This is a genomic window from Photobacterium sp. 270122K (genome assembly GCF_059941365.1).
The window spans coordinates 107,947-124,570 of the sequence record NZ_JBPOEN010000009.1 but is presented as its reverse complement, the minus strand read 5'-3'; the positions used below and the strand labels follow the sequence as shown (position 1 = coordinate 124,570).

Below are 16,624 nucleotides of genomic sequence, written 5' to 3'. Positions count from 1 at the left end.
GCTATTTTACAATTGCTAGAGGGCACTGCATAATTCCTCTTATCTTTTTTCATTAGGCACGTTTATGGCTTTATTTACCACACCCCCGGCCTCCCTTTGCATCCTTCGTCTCTCTGCGATTGGCGATGTTTGCCATACCATCAGTGTGGTACAGGCCATTCAACAGCACTGGCCGGAAACCAAAATCACCTGGATTGTCGGCAAAGTCGAAGCACCACTGATCCAGGCACTGCCGAATGTGGATGTGGTGGTGTTTGATAAAAAAGCCGGCTGGAAAGGTATGCAATCCGTTTGGCAAGCACTCAAAGGCCAGCGATTTGATGCATTACTCTTAATGCAGGTCGCTTTACGGGCCAGTCTTTTATCATTCGGCATTCGCGCCCACTATAAAGTCGGTTTTTCCCGTGCACGCGCGAAAGAAGGCCAATGGCTGTTTACCAATAAAAAACTGCCTGACACACAAACCGCGCATGTGTTAGATAATCTGGCTGAATTTGCGCGCTATCTTGGCGTGCCATTTGCCCCCCCCCACTGGGATATTCCCTTGCCTGCTGACGCCTTAGCCTTCGCGCAGGAACAGATCACCGCGCCCACTCTTGTCATCTCTCCTGCGGCCAGTAAAGATGAACGTAACTGGCTACCCGAGCGCTATGCACAAGTAGCTGATTACGCATATCAGCAAGGGCTGAACGTGGTACTGTGTGGTTCACCCGCACCACGTGAAGTACAACTCGGTGAGCGTATTCTTTCCCATTGCCACACGCCGGTACATAACCTCATTGGGCAAACTTCACTGATTGAGTTAGTCGCCCTATGCAAGCAAGCCTGCATCGTGTTGGCGCCGGATTCCGGTCCGGCACACATTGCCACCACCCAAGGCACGCCGGTCATTGGCTTATACGCTCACAGTAACCCGGCACGCACCGGCCCTTACAATAGTCAGGCGCATGTGGTGGATGTGTATCACGTACATGCCGAAAAACAGCACGGTAAGCCTGTCTCTCAACTGGCATGGGGCACACGGGTAAAAGGCGGCGAACTGATGCAAGACATCACGGTACAGGCTGTCTGTACACAGATCGATCATCTTCTGGCATCACTTTCTCATCCTATTCAGAAGAGAAAATAGACGAGACACTATGAGTATTTCATCCAAGCCAACACTGTGTGTGGCACTGATTGTAAAAAATGAACAACAGCATCTAGCGTCTTGTCTAGACTCAGTCAAAGATTGGGTCGATGAAATCGTGATCCTGGATTCTGGCAGTACCGATCAGACCGAGACCATTGCTCGCCAGTACACTGACAAGTTTTACACCTCTGAAGATTGGCCAGGCTTTGGTCCTCAAAGACAACGCGCACAAGCGTATATTCGAGCTGATTATGTGTTGTGGCTCGATGCCGATGAGCAAGTCACGCCAGAATTACGCCAATCGATTGAAACGGTTTTGCGTGCACCTCAAAACGATACGATCTACACGGTTAACCGATTAAGTATCTTCTTAAATACAGAGATTCGTCACTGTGGTTGGTACCCAGATAATGTCGCTCGTTTCTATAAAACACAATCGACAACGTATAATAATGCTCTTGTGCATGAGAAAGTCATGACGGATAACTTCAAGATCATCCCTCTCGGCGGCGATCTTATTCATTACCCATACGATAATATTTCACATTACTTATCAAAGTCGGTCAGTTATGCAAAATCATGGAGCGAAGATAGATTTTCACGAGGGAAACGCTCCAACTTGTTCTCTCCTTTTTCCCATGCAGTAAGTTGCTTTATTAAAATGTATTTCATAAAAAGAGGATTCCTTAATGGAAAAGCTGGGTTCATCCTTGCAGCTTTATCCTCTTTTTCTGCATTCAACAAGCATTTATGCTTATGGGAGAAAAGTCATCATAGTAAATGATAAACCCGTATATATTTATCTGCAATTTCCTTTGGTGAGTATTGATTAACAACTTGAGTGATTCTGGATTTGCATTTTGCCATAAAATCAGAATCACTCACAAACCGGTCAATCGCCATTAAATATTGCTCAGTATCTCCAGGCGTAATTAAAATGCCGGTACAGTTATTCTCAACAATATCTGAGACACCACCCACATTTGCGGCAATAACAGGAAGATTATATTGATATCCTTCCAGAATAATTGATCCAAGCCCTTCGCTATGAGATGGTAATAGAAGTAAATTGCTATGTTTTAATATTGAGCCGACGTAAGATGTAAACCCATAAAAAATAACATTAGGCACACTTTCAGCCAACTGTTCTAAACGATCTCTTTCTTTACCATCACCAACCAGTAAGAAAATAATACTGGGATGTTTTTTCTCACATATTTTGGCAATTTTTATCGTCATATCATGATTTTTAATTGGTAATAAATTAGCAATATGTGAAATAACAAACTTATCTTTGAACTTTTTTAAGTCATCATTCACTGCATCATTTTCCTTCTGGTTAGAAAATGAATCATGAATAACTAAAGTTTGTTTTCTTGAGAATTCCAATGAATCTTTTACTGCATGACTTACACCAATTAGTTTATCTGCACGATAGTATGGCAATCGCGAAAAAAATGTATTTTTTACTCTTTTCTCCATGCGTCGAGTAATAATAACCTTGGATGCGAAGAGTGACTTCATCAAATTTGCAAGATGTACACTTCTGCCGTCATGCGCATGAATAATCAAATCAGAACGCAATTTACATGCCAAATTAAAAACTTTATAAAGTGATATTGTGTCAATGGCATCACATTGGCGATGGCACTCAGATTCAAACAAGCTCCCTTTTTTCACATAAATAAACTGTTGGAATTCTGAAATATTTTTAATTAAATTCAGTGTTTGCACTTCGCCCCCTCCAAATCCGGAGGCCAGATTCATGTGCAGTACTACTTTGTTCTTTTTCATGTACATTCTGCTAATTCTAATGTGATTCATTTTTAATAAGCTACTATGTTAGTATATAAAACATCAATCACTATCTATCCCTTTCCTTATGACAACACGTGTAATTTATCCTGGCACTTTTGATCCCATCACCAATGGTCACCTTGATCTGATTGAACGCGCTGCTGCCATGTTTGATCATGTGGTGGTTGGCATTGCCTTCAATCCCAGTAAGAAACCCTTGTTTGATTTGGAAGAGCGAGTGGCATTAGCCAAAGCGATCACCCAACACCTAACAAATGTTGAGATAGTTGGCTTCTCTGGCCTGTTGGTCGATTTTGCCAAAGAATACCAAGCCAACATCTTGGTCCGGGGCCTACGCGCGGTCTCCGACTTTGAATATGAATTTCAGCTCGCGAATATGAACCGCCGCTTAATGCCAGAATTGGAAACCGTGTTCCTGACACCGGCTGAAGAGAACTCCTTTATCTCCTCTACCATTGTCAAAGAAGTCGCCCTGCACAAAGGGGATGTGAGCCAGTTTGTCGATCCTGTTATTACTGATGCTTTACACGCTAAATTGAATCCATAACCCTAAACACAAAAAAGCCAGTGTCACCACTGGCTTTTTCTCCGCTGTTATTCTTGGTTTTGCCTAATCGCACGGATGATTTCTGTCGTCGAACAACCATCAACAAAATGCAAGACCTCAACCCGTCCACCCGCAGCAATGACCTCTTGTCCACCCGCGATATCTTCCGGTTTATAGTCCCCACCTTTAACCAAAATCGTCGGCAACACTTCACTAATCAGTCGCTGTGGCGTTTCTTCCGTAAAAGGTACCACCCAATCCACCGCCCCTAATCCCGCAAGCACCGCCATACGGCGATCTTCCGGGTTCACTGGGCGACCTGGACCTTTTAGCGCCTGTACGGAACGGTCCGAGTTCACCGCGACAATCAGTCGGTCACCTAATTTAGCCGCTTCATTTAAATAAGCCACATGCCCTGCATGTAAAATATCAAAGCAACCATTGGTCATCACCACCTGCTCACCGCGGGCGCGTGCTGCCTGAACAGCGAGTATCAATTGCGCCTCAGTCACTACGCCAAATCCGCTGTCTTGGCTACCGTGGATTGCATCTGTTAACTCAATCGTCGACAACGTCGAGGTACCCAGTTTACCAACCACAACACCTGCAGCGGCATTGGCTAACTTACATGCATCTGCTAATGGCTTACCGGCAGCTAGAGACGCGGCGAGAACGGAAATCACGGTATCGCCAGCCCCAGTAACGTCATACACTTCTTTTGCTTGTGTAGGCATGTGTAAGGGCTCAGCATGATCTCGCTGCAACAACGTCATCCCCTGCTCACTGCGTGTAACCAACAGCGCGTTTAAATCATACTGCTGGATCAACGCTTGTCCTTTCGTCACCAACTCCTCGTCAGAGCGAACGATACCCACAACGGCTTCGAACTCTGACAAGTTAGGCGTCAACAACGTTGCACCGCGATAACGTTCAAAATCGGTGCCTTTCGGATCGACAAGTACAGCGATACCCTGCTGACGCGCCTGCTGAATCATCAACTGGACATGCTCAAGCGCGCCTTTTGCGTAATCCGACAAAATCATCACGCTAGCAGAAGGCAAAGCAGACTCAATGCGTGGCAAGATCATATTACTCGGTACTTGATGAAAACCTTCTTCAAAGTCCAAGCGGATCATCTGCTGACCACGGCTCATCACGCGTAATTTCGTGATAGTCGGGTAATTGGGTAATGCTACAAAATCACAATGCACCTCAAGGGAGCCAAGTTTTTCTGACAACGCTTTCGCTGGTTCATCAATCCCCGTAAAACCAATCAGATGTGCATGACCGCCAAGTGATGCAATATTCATTGCCACGTTAGCCGCGCCACCAGGACGCTCTTCGATATGATCCACTTTTACAACTGGCACGGGTGCTTCAGGGGAAATACGGCCAGTTGCCCCCCCCCAATAACGATCCAACATGACATCGCCCACAATCAGTACATGCGCCTGATCATACTCAGGAAGAGTCAGTTTCATTTTTTTCTCCGGGATAAATTTAACCTTCAAATACTACCATAAAGCACGTTATACCAACATCGACGTCACTTTTGCCGCTAATCCAGCGCCCATAAAAAAGGAGGCATTAGCCTCCTTTTTCTCATGCGAAATAACGCACTATCAACGCTGGTAATACGCGCGGTACCAGTCCACAAAGGCTTGCACGCCTTCTTTCACTTTCACCGCGGGTTGGTAGTCGGTCGCCGCAAACAAGTCTTGCGTATCGGCATAGGTGGCATATACGTCACCCGGCTGCATTGGCATGAAGTTTTTCTTCGCTTCCATACCTAGTGCGTCTTCCAGCGCTTCAATGAAGTCCATTAATTTCACTGGGCTACCGTGACCAATGTTATACACACGGTACGGTGCTGAACTGGTGGCTGGCGAACCGGTTTCCACCGTCCAATCGCTATTTTTCTCAGGGATCACCGCCTGAATGCGGAGTATGCCTTCTACGATATCGTCGATGTAAGTGAAGTCACGACGCATGTCACCGTTGTTGTACACATCAATAGTTTTGCCTTCCATGATGGCGTTAGTGAACTTGAACAACGCCATGTCCGGACGTCCCCACGGGCCGTACACGGTAAAGAAACGCAAACCGGTGGTTGGCACACCGTAAAGGTGAGAATAGGTGTGTGCCATCAGCTCGTTAGACTTTTTGGTCGCCGCGTACAGTGAGATCGGGTGATCGACACTATCTGCGGTATCAAACGGCATTTTCTGATTCAGGCCGTATACCGAGCTGGAAGAGGCATACACCAAATGCTCGATGTTATGATGGCGACAACCTTCCAAAATCGTCAGGTGACCCACCAAGTTACTGTCTGCATACGCCATTGGGTTATCAATGGAGTAACGTACGCCCGCTTGTGCCGCTAAATGGATCACACGGGTAAACTGCTGCTCGGCAAACAGGTTCGCGATACCATCACGATCCGCCAAGTCCAGTTCAATGAACGTGAACTGTGGGTGGGCGATACGCGCCAGACGCGCCTGCTTCAGTGACACCTCGTAGTAATCGTTGAGATTATCAATCCCGACGACTTCGTGTCCCATCGCACACAAACGTTCTACAACTGCACTGCCAATGAACCCAGCTGCGCCGGTAACCAGATATTTCATCATGGGGGTCGACCTTTCTCTATGTACTCAAAGCACAAAAAATTACCATCAATGACAAGATCATAGCACCGCCTCAGAGAGGTGGGTATGCTTGCAGAGGAAAAACGGCATCAATATTATTGAGCTATGGGTTAAGCGCCGCTGAATCCACCTCGCTTTTCTCTCGAGGTAATTGCGCTGTTATTTCTGACAAGCACTGCAATAGACACTGGCGCGTTGGCCGATTTTGGCCTCACTCAAGGGCTTATCGCAGCGTGGACAGGGCTGCCCAGCCTTACCATACACTTGCAGCTCTTGCGCGAAATAGCCCGGCTTACCATCGGCATTTTTGAAGTCTTTCAACGTGGTGCCGCCTTGCTCAATGGCAAACGCCAGCACTGCTTTGATGTCATCCACCAACACCGCTAGACGCTGTGCAGAGACGTCACCGGCTTCGCGTTTCGGGTGGATCCCTGCACTAAACAGCGATTCATTGGCATAAATATTTCCCACCCCCACCACCACGTGATTGTCCATAATGAAGGATTTGATCGCCGTCCGTTTACCTTGCGCTTTTTGCTGCAGATACTCAGCATTGAAATCATCACTGAGCGGTTCCGGCCCCAATTTGGCGAATACGCTGTGTTCACTGTCTTTGTCTTGCCACAACCACGCCCCAAATCGGCGCGGATCGTTGTAACGCAGTAACTCACCACTGGCCAAACAGAGATCCACGTGATCATGTTTCTCCGGTGGGATCCCCGCGGGCAACACGCGCAGGCTACCCGACATCCCCAAATGAATGATGGCCGTGCCAATATCGGTATCCAGCAACAAATACTTCGCTCGACGACGCACACTGCGGATCACCTGCCCCTCAATCAGATGCAGTTCTTCAGGGATCGGCCAACGTAATTTCGGATTCCGCACCACCACATGGGTAACACGCTGATCCAACACATGCGGCGTAATCCCCATGCGGCTCACTTCGACTTCCGGTAATTCAGGCATGGTTTACTCACTGACAGTTGATGAATGGGTCGCAGACGGAAACAGGTACGCTTCCGCCACGGAAACGGCCAGCCACTCGCCCTGTCCGTTTTGCAATAACCAGAACTGCGGCAACTGATAAACGGTCACCGACACGGCGCTCTGTTGCCCTGCCAACTCAAATTCGACATGACGAGGCGCCGACAACTGAGGCATTAGCTGTTGCATGATATCCGCACTCACGGGTGTGCCTTCCAGCGTTAACCAATGCGACAACAAGGTATGTGCAGGCAAGGCCACCAGCGGCGCAGCTTGCCAGCCTAATGCACTGTGTGTCAGTGTCGTTTGCGGGAAGACGACCCGCTCAGGCTGGGCATCGAGGGGCAGTAAACGGGTGAGCGCCGTCGACGTGTCAGCAGCGGATGACGATGAGGACGTCGCACGGTTTTTCACCCATTCGGGTAATTGGATCATCGCGATAAACGCAATCACCGCAAAAATAATGACATTGTTCCATCCCCGACGTGACAGTCGCATGGCGATACCCTTCCTGTTAGCAGAGCGGAAATCATAGCATGGTTACAACAAGATACGAGATAGTGAGAAAATCGCTTAATGGTCAGAGGAAAAAAGCAGGGGGAGTTGCTGAAAATAAGAAGGTGAAGAGGTGAAGAGGTGAAGAGGAATTTTAGGTATAAAAAAACCCAGCATAAACTGGGCTTTTATCAAAAAAACATAAAACCAATTACTTGATTTTAGCTTCTTTGTACATAACGTGCTGGCGAACTACTGGATCAAATTTCTTGATCTCAAATTTGCCTGGCATGTTACGCTTGTTTTTATCAGTAGTGTAGAAGTGGCCTGTACCAGCAGATGATACTAGACGGATCTTCTCACGAATGCCTTTAGCCATTCTTCAAATCCTCTTAAACGTTCTCGCCGCGAACACGCATCTCTGCAAGAACGACATCAATGCCTTTCTTGTCGATGATACGCATACCTTTAGCGGTAAGACGTAGTTTAACGAAGCGTTTTTCGCTTTCTACCCAGAAACGATGAGTTTGCAGGTTCGGCAGAAAACGACGCTTGGTGGCATTGCGCGCGTGTGAACGGTTGTTACCCGTTACAGGACGCTTGCCAGTTACTTGGCATACTCGGGACATTACTGTCTTCTCCAAATCGTTTCAGCTCGATATCTACCATGGTTTATTCAATGTAAAAAATATTTTTTCACATCTAACCACAGCTATCAAAGGTCGCGCATTATACTAAGTCAAAACCAGTTGCTCAAGTCCCGAGCAGTCCTTTCTCAACTTTTTAGGCAAATTTTGGCTATTTTATAGCCATCCTCGCTCGGCGAATGAAGTAATTTCTCCATCACCGACAACAAAGTGATCTAGAACCCGAATATCGACCAACGCCAGTGCATCACTAATGCGTTGGGTAATTCGACGATCAGCTTGACTTGGTTCAGCGACGCCTGACGGGTGATTATGCGCTAAAATGAGCGCGGCTGCATTAAGTTCCAGTGATCTTTTTACAACTTCTCGCGGATACACGCTCGCCGCATCAATCGTCCCTTCAAATAATACCTCTCCGGTAAGCACCCGATGCTGGTTATCGAGAAACAGCACATAAAACGCTTCACGATGGCGATCGCGCAACAATTGCGACAAATAACGGCGGGTATGATCCGGGCTGGTTAAGGCATCCCCCTTTTTTAGGGTTTCCTCTAAATGACGCTGACTCATCTCCAATACCGCCTGCAACTGGGCAAATTTGGCCGGCCCGAGTCCTTTATACTGACAGAACGCGGTTTGGTCGGCCGCCAATAACGCCCGCAGCGAACCAAACTGGTGCAAGAGATCCGTGGCCAGCTCAATCGCATTCATCCCCGTAATGCCGGTGCGCAAAAAAATCGCCAGCAATTCCGCATCCGAGAGTGCCCCTGCCCCCCGCGCTAATAACTTTTCTCGGGGGCGTGATTGTTCCGGTAACAGTTTGAGTGACATGTCTCCCTCCTTATAGCAATCAGCTAATACCCAGAGAGCATGATCAACAAGCCTTCCCCCCCAAGATCGCAACCAGCACGAAAAAAACCGCCCTTCGCACCGCAACATAATGCGTCGAACTGCCACGTACATCACAGACCCTCACCTGATTGGTCGCCGTCGATCATGCCGCTCATCTCAGGCTTGATCGGGCGCAAGGATGCATGCTTTCTTTTGGTGAGCGCCTTTTTTTGATGGTAAGGTGTGCCGCATTCATATTCCGGATATCGATAGCAGGCAAGAACAATGCAGACTCTGGCAGGGAAAAAAATACTTCTTGGGATCAGCGGTGGGATCGCCGCCTACAAATGCGCCGAACTCACGCGCCGACTGATTGAACGTGGCGCGCAAGTGCAGGTTGTGATGACCAACGCCGCCAAAGAGTTCATTACCCCTCTTACGATGCAAGCCGTCTCGGGTCGCCCGGTCTCTGACAGCTTATTGGATCCCGCGGCGGAAGCCTCGATGGGACACATTGAGTTAGCCAAATGGGCTGACTTGGTGTTGCTGGCCCCTGCGACGGCCGATTTGATCGCACGCATGGCAGCGGGCATGGGCAATGACTTGCTCACCACCTTATGCTTAGCCACCGACGCACCGATTGCAGTCGCGCCTGCGATGAACCAACAGATGTACCGCAACATCGCGACACAAGACAATATCGCGACGCTAGCCCGCCGTGGGTGCACCATTTGGGGCCCGGCCAGTGGCGAGCAGGCCTGTGGCGATGTCGGCCCGGGTCGTATGCTTGAGCCGATGCAGCTCGTGCATCAGGTCGAAGCCTTCTTCCAACCGGCTGACTTGGCGGGCATCACACTGACCATTACGGCAGGCCCGACCCGCGAAGCGATTGATCCGGTACGCTACCTGACGAATCTCAGCTCCGGCAAGATGGGCTACGCCATTGCGGCGGCAGCGGCACAGCGAGGCGCGAACGTTATCTTGATCAGCGGCCCAACGAATCTCGCCACACCCGCGGGTGTCGAGCGCGTGGACATTGAAAGCGCAGAAGAGATGTTCCAAGCGGCGCATACCCATGCCCCACAGAGCGATATTTTTATTGGTTGCGCCGCTGTCGCCGACTTCCGTCCGGCTCATGTCGCCACGCAGAAGATGAAAAAGCAAAGCGATCAGGATGAGATGGTAATTACGCTGGTGAAAAACCCCGATATCATTGCCAGCATCGCGCAACTGACCGAACAACGTCCGTTCACGGTCGGGTTTGCTGCCGAAACCCAAGACGTGGCGCAATACGCCCAAGACAAACTGCAGCGTAAAAACTTGGATCTGATCTGCGCCAATGACGTCTCGCAGCAAGATCTGGGCTTTAACAGCGATAACAATGCCCTGCACTTGTATTGGCCACAGGGTGACAAAGCGCTGCCACAAGCCAGCAAAACCCAGCTGGGTCAGCAATTAATGGATGAAATCATCGCACGCTTTCACGCCCGTCAGGCGTAATCGTCTTCACTCTGCTGTTTAAATAGAAGCCCTTCCCTTCAGGTTGGGCTTTTTTGGCCGATAAAGCACTCAGTATCGCCCGAGAGTGCTTTTCACCGTCAGGCTCCACCGCTAAGATAGGCGGGTTTCACGCTGTCAGAGACAGTCTTATTTTGAAAAGGAACGGTTATTCATGGCTGGCAACAAGAAAAACAACCGCCGCGAAGAAATTTTACAAGCATTAGCTCAAATGCTGGAATCGGCCCAAGGTAGCCAACGTATTACCACCGCGAAACTGGCCGCACAAGTGGGCGTCTCGGAAGCCGCGCTTTACCGTCACTTTCCAAGCAAGGCGAGAATGTTTGAAGGGTTGATCGAGTTTATTGAAGACACCATTACCACCCGCATTAATCGCATTCTGGATGATGAAAAAGACACCCTGAATCGTCTGCGCATGGTACTGCAACTGATCTTGACCTTTGCCGAACGTAACCCGGGCCTGACCCGCATTATGACCGGCCATGCTCTGATGTTTGAACAAGACCGTCTGCAATCGCGTATCAACCAACTGTTCGAGCGCATTGAAACCCAGATCCGTCAGGTACTGCGTGAGCGCAAACTGCGTGAAGGCAAAGGCTTCCCGGTGGATGAATCTATTCTGGCCGCACAGTTGCTGGGGCAGGTCGAAGGCAGCCTGAACCGTTTCGTTCGCTCTAACTTCAAATACAAGCCTACCGCCAACTTTGACGATTACTGGCGCTTACTGAGCGCTGAGTTAGGCTAAAGGTTCGAGGTTCGAGGTTCGAGGTTCGAGGTTCGAGTAGAATAAAAAACAAAAAGCGAGCGTCAATGACACTCGCTTTTGTTGTTTCTAAAGCAGAGGAAAAGACCCGCTCTTCCTCGCCGACTCGGTACGCGTCCCTAAAGACTTACACCCCATACTCTGCACGGTAGGCTTTTACGGCCTCTAGGTGTGCGTCCATCCCCGTTTGCTCTTCCAGGTAACGTACCACGTCACCCAACGACACAATCGAGATCACCGCACAGCCAAAGTCGCGCTCCACTTCCTGAATCGCAGACAGCTCGCTCTTGCCTTTTTCCTGACGGTCAATCGCCACCAACACGCCCGCCAAATCCGCGCCATTCGCTTGGATGATTTCCATTGATTCACGGATTGCCGTACCGGCAGTGATCACGTCGTCCACCAACATGATGCGACCTTCCAGTGGGCTACCCACCAAGTTGCCGCCTTCACCGTGATCTTTGGCTTCCTTACGGTTGAAACAGTAAGGGGTGTCGATGTCGTGCTGATCCGCCAACGCCACCGCGGTGGTCGTCGCAATTGGGATCCCTTTGTACGCAGGGCCAAATAGCACATCGTACTCAATGCCCGCGTCCACTAAAGCTTCAGCGTAAAAACGACCCAGACGTGCTAAATCACGACCTGTATTAAACAACCCGGCATTGAAAAAATACGGGCTCTTACGGCCAGATTTCAGTGTGAACTCACCAAATTTCAATACGCCTTTTTCAAGGGCGAATTCAATGAACTGACGCTGATATGCTTTCATGGTTTTTCCTTATTTTATGAAACGTATAGTCATACTCGGGCTATCAGACAGGCGACATCCGCCCCGACAGCCAAAAAAAAGCGGCTCCAATAGGAACCGCTTCAAAATCAATCCATCAACGCTTGCTTCTGCACGTTGATAATGTCTTCAATTCCCTGCTTGGCTAGCGCCAGCATGGCCAGTAATTCGTCGTGACTGAAGGCTTCCCCTTCGGCCGTCCCTTGAATTTCGATCATCTTACCGTCTTCGGTCATGACCACATTCATGTCGGTTTCTGCCGCTGAATCTTCAAGGTACTCTAAATCACAGATCGGCTCGCCGTTGTAGATACCAACAGACACCGCCGCCACCATGCCTTTCAGTGGGTTTTTCTTGATCATGCCTTTTGCCAGCATGTAGTTGATCGCATCCACCAACGCCACCATTGCACCGGTGATCGACGCGGTGCGTGTGCCGCCATCCGCCTGAATCACATCACAGTCAATCGTGATCATCTGCTCACCCAGCACCTCTAGATCCACCGCAGCACGTAAGCTACGCGCGATCAGGCGCTGAATTTCCATGGTACGACCGCCTTGTTTACCGCTTGCCGCTTCACGGCGGTTACGCGAATGGGTCGCGCGCGGCAACATGCCGTATTCTGCTGTCACCCAGCCTTGGCCTTTGCCTTTCAGCCAGCGTGGTACTGACTCTTCCACACTTGCCGTACAGATCACTTTAGTATCACCAAACTCCACCAACACGGAGCCTTCAGCATGGGCTGTGAATTGACGAGTAATAGTGATTGGACGTACCTGGTTAGCATTTCTTCCGCTTGGACGCATCGGGGATTCCCTTTGGCTGGCTGATATTAACCGGCGATTATAGCGATAACCGCCGATCAGTGCACGCGAAACCCTTTGCGTGACACGTACGCGAACGATCGCCGCGGTGTCGAAACAAAGGAACGCACGCGAGACTCTTATTGCGCTGCTGTGTCAGTACTCACGGGCGCAGTTGCGTTCGTTGCCGCAGGTGCAGCAACCGGTGCAGACATGTCTGCCATCGCAGGTTCCGTCACCGCGACCGCCGCCGGACGCTGACAGTCGTACGCGTTCGCCATCATGGTCACTGAGCTTAGGAAGCCCAATGGCTGGTACAAGTACAGGGTATCTGCTTGCAGCTCATGCGCTTTGATACGCATTTCATTGAGCGTGCCCCACACCATGTCGCGATCGGCGTGCATCCAGTAATCGTAGAAGTGGCCTTGCGAACCCAATACCGTGCCTTTTAGCTCACAGTCTTGGATCGCCTGCGTATCATCCCAGATCACCTGCACATGGCGAGAATCCGCGGTTGGGAAGGTCACACACCCCGTCAAAGACAGGCCTAATAGCGCTAATGCAACGTACTTTTTCATGGAATAAAGGGTTCACAAAGTAAAAAATGACGGCGGAGTGTAATCGTAAGTGACACGAAGTGCACTCAAAAAATGCACACTGTTCACAGGCATGCCATCACCTATCTTTTCTTGGGCAGGCTACGTTATAATCAATGCACTACGACAACTGCGCCGTATCCTGTATTGCACGGCTTTTAGCGCCCCGCGTTAACAGCCCGTAAGCAGTTATCTTCTTTCTACATAAGGGCCCTCCGCCAATGATCCATAGCATGACCGCCTATGCCCGTCGCGAAGTAAAAGCTGACTGGGGCACCGCTGTTTGGGAAATCCGTTCGGTTAACCAACGCTACCTTGAAACTTACCTGCGTATGCCTGAGCAGTTCCGTGGCCTTGAGCCGGTACTGCGCGAGCGTTTCCGTCAGCGTCTTGCGCGCGGTAAAGTCGAGTGTAACCTGCGTTTTGAAGCGAACCCTGCTGCTAACGCTGCGCTGAACATCAACCAAACCTTGGCCAGCCAAGTGATCAACGCCGCAGAGCAAATCATGGCGCTGACCGGCGAGAAAAGCCGCCTTAACCCGTTCCAAGTCATGCAGTGGCCGGGTGTGATGGAAGCGTCTGAGCAAGATTTGGATGCCATCAACAAAGATCTCCTGACTGGCTTTGATGCCGCGATTGAAGACTTCTTGGCCGCACGTGCCAGCGAAGGCGCCAACATGAAAGATCTGATCGTGCAGCGTTTGGATGCCATCAGCGAAGAAGCGGCGAAAGTGCGCGCTCACATGCCAGAAGTGATGGCATGGCAGCGTGAACGTCTGCTCAGCCGTTTTGAAGAAGCGAAGATTGAGCTGGATGCGACCCGCGTCGAGCAAGAGCTGATCGTGCTGGCACAAAAGAGCGATGTGGCGGAAGAACTAGACCGTTTGGACTCACACGTAAAAGAAACGCACAAAGTGATGAAGAAAGGCGGCGCCTGTGGCCGTCGTCTGGACTTCATGATGCAAGAGTTCAACCGTGAGTCGAACACGCTGGCATCGAAATCCATCAACACCGACATCACCGCGTCTGCGGTAGAACTGAAAGTGTTGATCGAGCAAATGCGCGAGCAAATCCAGAACATCGAATAAGGTCGCCTTATTCACCCGCTTGTTCGGGAACCCGCCGCGAATCCTTGATTGGCGGCGGTATCACTATCGCCTCTCCCTCTACCACCGCGTCAAACAGCTTCTCTGCCGCCCATGGCTTATCCACCAAATAAGTACTCGTACCAATTTCTTCCTGCGTATCCACCACACTTGAATCAAGCTCGATGAGCATCCCACTACTGGAAAGGATCAGTTGCTGCCACGCATAATCCGGGTGCTCCGACACAGGGACAATCCATAATCGTTTTTGTTGCGGCCACACCAAGTACGCCACCATCTCGTCGGGGGAATAGGTCGTAATATAAAAGGTCTGAGGTTCGGTCACATTCCGCTGCTGTATCACCACCGCCTGCAGGGCGGCCACTAACAAGTGGTAATTAGACAATGCCCGCACCGATAGCCTTGAATCTATCGCGGCGTCAGACAATGTCGTTTTTGGCACCGAGTCGGCGGCCAGTCCGGCAACGGAGGCCTGTGCGACCGAAACAACGACTGCCGATACCACGACAGTCGATACCATAACGGTCGACATCGCCACGGCGCCAGCCGTGATAGCCAGTACCACCAACATCCGCCACACGCTGCCCCGTTTTTTTCCTACGCCAGCTACCGTCGCGGCCATTTGCTTCTCCCCGGCATCGCTGCCTTTCCCTCACCGCGATGCCAACATCACGGCCTACCGCAGGGTGTCTAACGCAAGGCGATGGGCATGACCAGAGCGTACCGCGGGTTTACGCCCATATTCTGAAGGCACACCGCGCGATGAACAGACTCGGTGCATCCCTTTCATCACAATTGTTATCACGCCCGCAAAGTGGGCCACGGATCCCGGATTACGCAAAAAAGCAGCCCACGGCGTATAGTTAACAATACGCATCAGAAAAAGATGAATTTTCAAGCAATCAGCTAATTTCAATTACGCGCAGTTCATGATAATCTGCGCGCCCTTCTATCACTGAGTGAAAATAGGCAATGAGCAAAGGTACTCTATACATCGTGTCGGCCCCAAGCGGTGCTGGTAAATCAAGTCTGATCAACGCCCTGTTGGAAACCAATCCGACCTATGACATGAAAGTATCCGTCTCTCACACCACGCGCGGTATGCGTCCAGGCGAAGAGCACGGCGTTCATTACAATTTCGTTAGCGTAGAAGAATTTACGGACCTTGCTGAGCAAGGCGCTTTCCTTGAGCACGCTGAAGTATTCGGTAACTACTACGGTACGTCACGTCCTTGGATCGAACAGCAGCTGAATAAAGGCATCGATGTCTTCTTGGATATCGACTGGCAGGGCGCGCGTCAAATTCGCAAGCAAATGCCACAAGCCAAAAGCTTGTTTATCTTGCCACCTTCAAAAGAAGAGCTGGAACGCCGACTGAATGCCCGTGGTCAAGACAGCGATGTTGTCATTGCCCGTCGTATGCAAGAAGCCCGTTCAGAGATCTCTCATTACAACGAATACGATTATGTGATCGTTAATGATGATTTTGATGTGGCACTAATGGACTTTAAAGCCATTATCCGCGCAGAACGATTGAAGCAAGATAAGCAAACTGCTAAATATAACAGCATGCTGAATGCCCTGCTGGCAGATCAGTAAGTATTTTTGTACAATTTTCCATCTTTATTTATATAACCACTGGAGCCCTCCATGGCACGCGTAACCGTTCAAGACGCAGTTGATAAAATTGGCAACCGTTTCGATCTGATCCAAATTGCTTCACGCCGCGCTCGTCAGATGCAAACAGGCGGTAAGGATCCATTGGTTCCTGAAGAAAACGACAAATACACTGTTATCGCCCTTCGTGAAATCGAAGAAGGTCTGATCACAAAAGAAATTCTTGATGCACGTGAGCGTCAGGAAGTTCAAGAGCAAGAAGCAGCAGAACTAGCCGCTGTTAGCGCTATTGCTGGCGACAACCACCGTTAATTCAGGGAACCGGGCGC

At 49.9% G+C, this 16,624-nt stretch carries 19 protein-coding genes and 1 pseudogene; 8 read left to right on the top strand and 12 right to left on the bottom strand.

Features of this window, described 5'->3' with window-relative positions:
• Window positions 1–64 precede the first annotated feature (64 nt).
• Both ACSF8W_RS16750 and ACSF8W_RS16745 read left to right on the top strand, forming a co-directional pair.
• Window positions 65–1,129 carry a glycosyltransferase family 9 protein gene (locus ACSF8W_RS16750; RefSeq protein WP_500848341.1) on the top strand — a complete coding sequence of 355 codons (1,065 nt, stop codon included), beginning with the start codon at window positions 65–67 and terminating at the stop codon, window positions 1,127–1,129.
• Between the two features lie 10 nt (window positions 1,130–1,139).
• Window positions 1,140–1,916 (top strand): glycosyltransferase family 2 protein, encoded by a 777-nt coding sequence (locus ACSF8W_RS16745; protein WP_500848340.1) that lies wholly within the window; start codon window positions 1,140–1,142, stop codon window positions 1,914–1,916.
• Here ACSF8W_RS16745 and ACSF8W_RS16740 read toward each other — a convergent pair.
• Window positions 1,904–2,926, bottom strand: a complete 1,023-nt coding sequence (locus ACSF8W_RS16740) for a glycosyltransferase family 4 protein (protein ID WP_500848339.1) — start codon at window positions 2,924–2,926, stop codon at window positions 1,904–1,906. The genes ACSF8W_RS16745 and ACSF8W_RS16740 overlap by 13 nt on opposite strands.
• Window positions 2,927–3,014: 88 nt before the next feature.
• Between ACSF8W_RS16740 and coaD the strand changes: the two genes are divergently transcribed.
• Window positions 3,015–3,497 carry a pantetheine-phosphate adenylyltransferase gene (gene coaD / locus ACSF8W_RS16735; protein ID WP_500848338.1) on the top strand — a complete coding sequence of 161 codons (483 nt, stop codon included), beginning with the start codon at window positions 3,015–3,017 and terminating at the stop codon, window positions 3,495–3,497.
• A gap of 47 nt (window positions 3,498–3,544) precedes the next feature.
• Here the strand turns inward: coaD and hldE are convergent, their stop codons facing one another.
• The 7 genes from hldE to radC all read right to left on the bottom strand — a co-directional run bounded on the left by hldE (window position 3,545) and on the right by radC (window position 9,105).
• Window positions 3,545–4,978 carry a bifunctional D-glycero-beta-D-manno-heptose-7-phosphate kinase/D-glycero-beta-D-manno-heptose 1-phosphate adenylyltransferase HldE gene (hldE, locus tag ACSF8W_RS16730; protein WP_500848337.1) on the bottom strand — a complete coding sequence of 478 codons (1,434 nt, stop codon included), beginning with the start codon at window positions 4,976–4,978 and terminating at the stop codon, window positions 3,545–3,547.
• Between the two features lie 141 nt (window positions 4,979–5,119).
• Entirely contained in the window at window positions 5,120–6,124 is a 1,005-nt protein-coding gene (locus ACSF8W_RS16725) for an NAD-dependent epimerase (protein WP_500848439.1), read from the bottom strand.
• Between the two features lie 180 nt (window positions 6,125–6,304).
• Complete coding sequence (gene mutM, locus ACSF8W_RS16720) at window positions 6,305–7,114, bottom strand: bifunctional DNA-formamidopyrimidine glycosylase/DNA-(apurinic or apyrimidinic site) lyase (RefSeq protein ID WP_500848336.1); 810 nt, start codon at window positions 7,112–7,114, stop codon at window positions 6,305–6,307.
• Window positions 7,115–7,117: 3 nt separating this feature from the next.
• A complete protein-coding gene (locus ACSF8W_RS16715) occupies window positions 7,118–7,630 on the bottom strand; it encodes a hypothetical protein (RefSeq protein WP_500848335.1) in 513 nt (170 codons plus the stop codon).
• 208 nt (window positions 7,631–7,838) lie between these two features.
• Window positions 7,839–8,006, bottom strand: coding sequence for a 50S ribosomal protein L33 (gene rpmG, locus ACSF8W_RS16710; protein WP_002535344.1), 168 nt, complete (start codon window positions 8,004–8,006; stop codon window positions 7,839–7,841).
• Between the two features lie 13 nt (window positions 8,007–8,019).
• Window positions 8,020–8,256: a 50S ribosomal protein L28 gene (gene rpmB, locus ACSF8W_RS16705; protein ID WP_036789338.1), complete on the bottom strand. Its 237-nt coding sequence runs from the start codon at window positions 8,254–8,256 to the stop codon at window positions 8,020–8,022.
• A 174-nt stretch (window positions 8,257–8,430) separates the two neighbouring features.
• Window positions 8,431–9,105 (bottom strand): RadC family protein, encoded by a 675-nt coding sequence (gene radC / locus ACSF8W_RS16700; RefSeq protein WP_500848334.1) that lies wholly within the window; start codon window positions 9,103–9,105, stop codon window positions 8,431–8,433.
• Between the two features lie 285 nt (window positions 9,106–9,390).
• On the opposite strand from radC, the gene coaBC reads away from it, so the two are divergent.
• Together coaBC and slmA are read left to right on the top strand one after the other, a co-directional pair.
• A complete protein-coding gene (gene coaBC, locus ACSF8W_RS16695; protein WP_500848333.1) occupies window positions 9,391–10,605 on the top strand; it encodes a bifunctional phosphopantothenoylcysteine decarboxylase/phosphopantothenate--cysteine ligase CoaBC in 1,215 nt (404 codons plus the stop codon).
• A 172-nt stretch (window positions 10,606–10,777) separates the two neighbouring features.
• Window positions 10,778–11,368 carry a nucleoid occlusion factor SlmA gene (slmA, locus tag ACSF8W_RS16690; RefSeq protein ID WP_500848332.1) on the top strand — a complete coding sequence of 197 codons (591 nt, stop codon included), beginning with the start codon at window positions 10,778–10,780 and terminating at the stop codon, window positions 11,366–11,368.
• A gap of 145 nt (window positions 11,369–11,513) precedes the next feature.
• Here the strand turns inward: slmA and pyrE are convergent, their stop codons facing one another.
• The 3 genes and pseudogenes from pyrE to ACSF8W_RS16675 all read right to left on the bottom strand — a co-directional run.
• Window positions 11,514–12,155, bottom strand: coding sequence for an orotate phosphoribosyltransferase (pyrE, locus tag ACSF8W_RS16685; protein WP_500848331.1), 642 nt, complete (start codon window positions 12,153–12,155; stop codon window positions 11,514–11,516).
• A gap of 107 nt (window positions 12,156–12,262) precedes the next feature.
• Window positions 12,263–12,979 carry a ribonuclease PH gene (gene rph / locus ACSF8W_RS16680; RefSeq protein ID WP_500848330.1) on the bottom strand — a complete coding sequence of 239 codons (717 nt, stop codon included), beginning with the start codon at window positions 12,977–12,979 and terminating at the stop codon, window positions 12,263–12,265.
• Window positions 12,980–13,230: 251 nt separating this feature from the next.
• Window positions 13,231–13,554: pseudogene (locus ACSF8W_RS16675) on the bottom strand (DUF4156 domain-containing protein); the annotation flags it as partial.
• Window positions 13,555–13,793: 239 nt separating this feature from the next.
• Between ACSF8W_RS16675 and ACSF8W_RS16670 the strand changes: the two are divergent.
• Window positions 13,794–14,660, top strand: a complete 867-nt coding sequence (locus ACSF8W_RS16670) for a YicC/YloC family endoribonuclease (RefSeq protein ID WP_500848329.1) — start codon at window positions 13,794–13,796, stop codon at window positions 14,658–14,660.
• A 7-nt stretch (window positions 14,661–14,667) separates the two neighbouring features.
• On the opposite strand, the gene ACSF8W_RS16665 is transcribed toward ACSF8W_RS16670, so the two are convergent.
• Window positions 14,668–15,300, bottom strand: coding sequence for a hypothetical protein (locus ACSF8W_RS16665; protein ID WP_500848328.1), 633 nt, complete (start codon window positions 15,298–15,300; stop codon window positions 14,668–14,670).
• Between the two features lie 350 nt (window positions 15,301–15,650).
• On the opposite strand from ACSF8W_RS16665, the gene gmk reads away from it, so the two are divergent.
• Both gmk and rpoZ read left to right on the top strand, forming a co-directional pair.
• Complete coding sequence (gmk, locus tag ACSF8W_RS16660; RefSeq protein ID WP_500848327.1) at window positions 15,651–16,277, top strand: guanylate kinase; 627 nt, start codon at window positions 15,651–15,653, stop codon at window positions 16,275–16,277.
• A gap of 51 nt (window positions 16,278–16,328) precedes the next feature.
• Window positions 16,329–16,607, top strand: a complete 279-nt coding sequence (gene rpoZ, locus ACSF8W_RS16655) for a DNA-directed RNA polymerase subunit omega (protein WP_428475913.1) — start codon at window positions 16,329–16,331, stop codon at window positions 16,605–16,607.
• Window positions 16,608–16,624 lie beyond the last annotated feature (17 nt).

Bases quoted from the DNA above. Each gene is read 5' to 3' on its own strand.
- ACSF8W_RS16750 (WP_500848341.1), top strand. From the start codon at position 65: ATGGCTTTATTTACCACACCCCCGGCCTCCCTTTGCATCCTTCGTCTC.
- ACSF8W_RS16745 (WP_500848340.1), top strand. From the start codon at position 1,140: ATGAGTATTTCATCCAAGCCAACACTGTGTGTGGCACTGATTGTAAAA.
- ACSF8W_RS16740 (WP_500848339.1), bottom strand. From the start codon at position 2,926: ATGAAAAAGAACAAAGTAGTACTGCACATGAATCTGGCCTCCGGATTT.
- coaD (WP_500848338.1), top strand. From the start codon at position 3,015: ATGACAACACGTGTAATTTATCCTGGCACTTTTGATCCCATCACCAAT.
- hldE (WP_500848337.1), bottom strand. From the start codon at position 4,978: ATGAAACTGACTCTTCCTGAGTATGATCAGGCGCATGTACTGATTGTG.
- ACSF8W_RS16725 (WP_500848439.1), bottom strand. From the start codon at position 6,124: ATGAAATATCTGGTTACCGGCGCAGCTGGGTTCATTGGCAGTGCAGTT.
- mutM (WP_500848336.1), bottom strand. From the start codon at position 7,114: ATGCCTGAATTACCGGAAGTCGAAGTGAGCCGCATGGGGATTACGCCG.
- ACSF8W_RS16715 (WP_500848335.1), bottom strand. From the start codon at position 7,630: ATGCGACTGTCACGTCGGGGATGGAACAATGTCATTATTTTTGCGGTG.
- rpmG (WP_002535344.1), bottom strand. From the start codon at position 8,006: ATGGCTAAAGGCATTCGTGAGAAGATCCGTCTAGTATCATCTGCTGGT.
- rpmB (WP_036789338.1), bottom strand. From the start codon at position 8,256: ATGTCCCGAGTATGCCAAGTAACTGGCAAGCGTCCTGTAACGGGTAAC.
- radC (WP_500848334.1), bottom strand. From the start codon at position 9,105: ATGTCACTCAAACTGTTACCGGAACAATCACGCCCCCGAGAAAAGTTA.
- coaBC (WP_500848333.1), top strand. From the start codon at position 9,391: ATGCAGACTCTGGCAGGGAAAAAAATACTTCTTGGGATCAGCGGTGGG.
- slmA (WP_500848332.1), top strand. From the start codon at position 10,778: ATGGCTGGCAACAAGAAAAACAACCGCCGCGAAGAAATTTTACAAGCA.
- pyrE (WP_500848331.1), bottom strand. From the start codon at position 12,155: ATGAAAGCATATCAGCGTCAGTTCATTGAATTCGCCCTTGAAAAAGGC.
- rph (WP_500848330.1), bottom strand. From the start codon at position 12,979: ATGCGTCCAAGCGGAAGAAATGCTAACCAGGTACGTCCAATCACTATT.
- ACSF8W_RS16670 (WP_500848329.1), top strand. From the start codon at position 13,794: ATGATCCATAGCATGACCGCCTATGCCCGTCGCGAAGTAAAAGCTGAC.
- ACSF8W_RS16665 (WP_500848328.1), bottom strand. From the start codon at position 15,300: ATGGCCGCGACGGTAGCTGGCGTAGGAAAAAAACGGGGCAGCGTGTGG.
- gmk (WP_500848327.1), top strand. From the start codon at position 15,651: ATGAGCAAAGGTACTCTATACATCGTGTCGGCCCCAAGCGGTGCTGGT.
- rpoZ (WP_428475913.1), top strand. From the start codon at position 16,329: ATGGCACGCGTAACCGTTCAAGACGCAGTTGATAAAATTGGCAACCGT.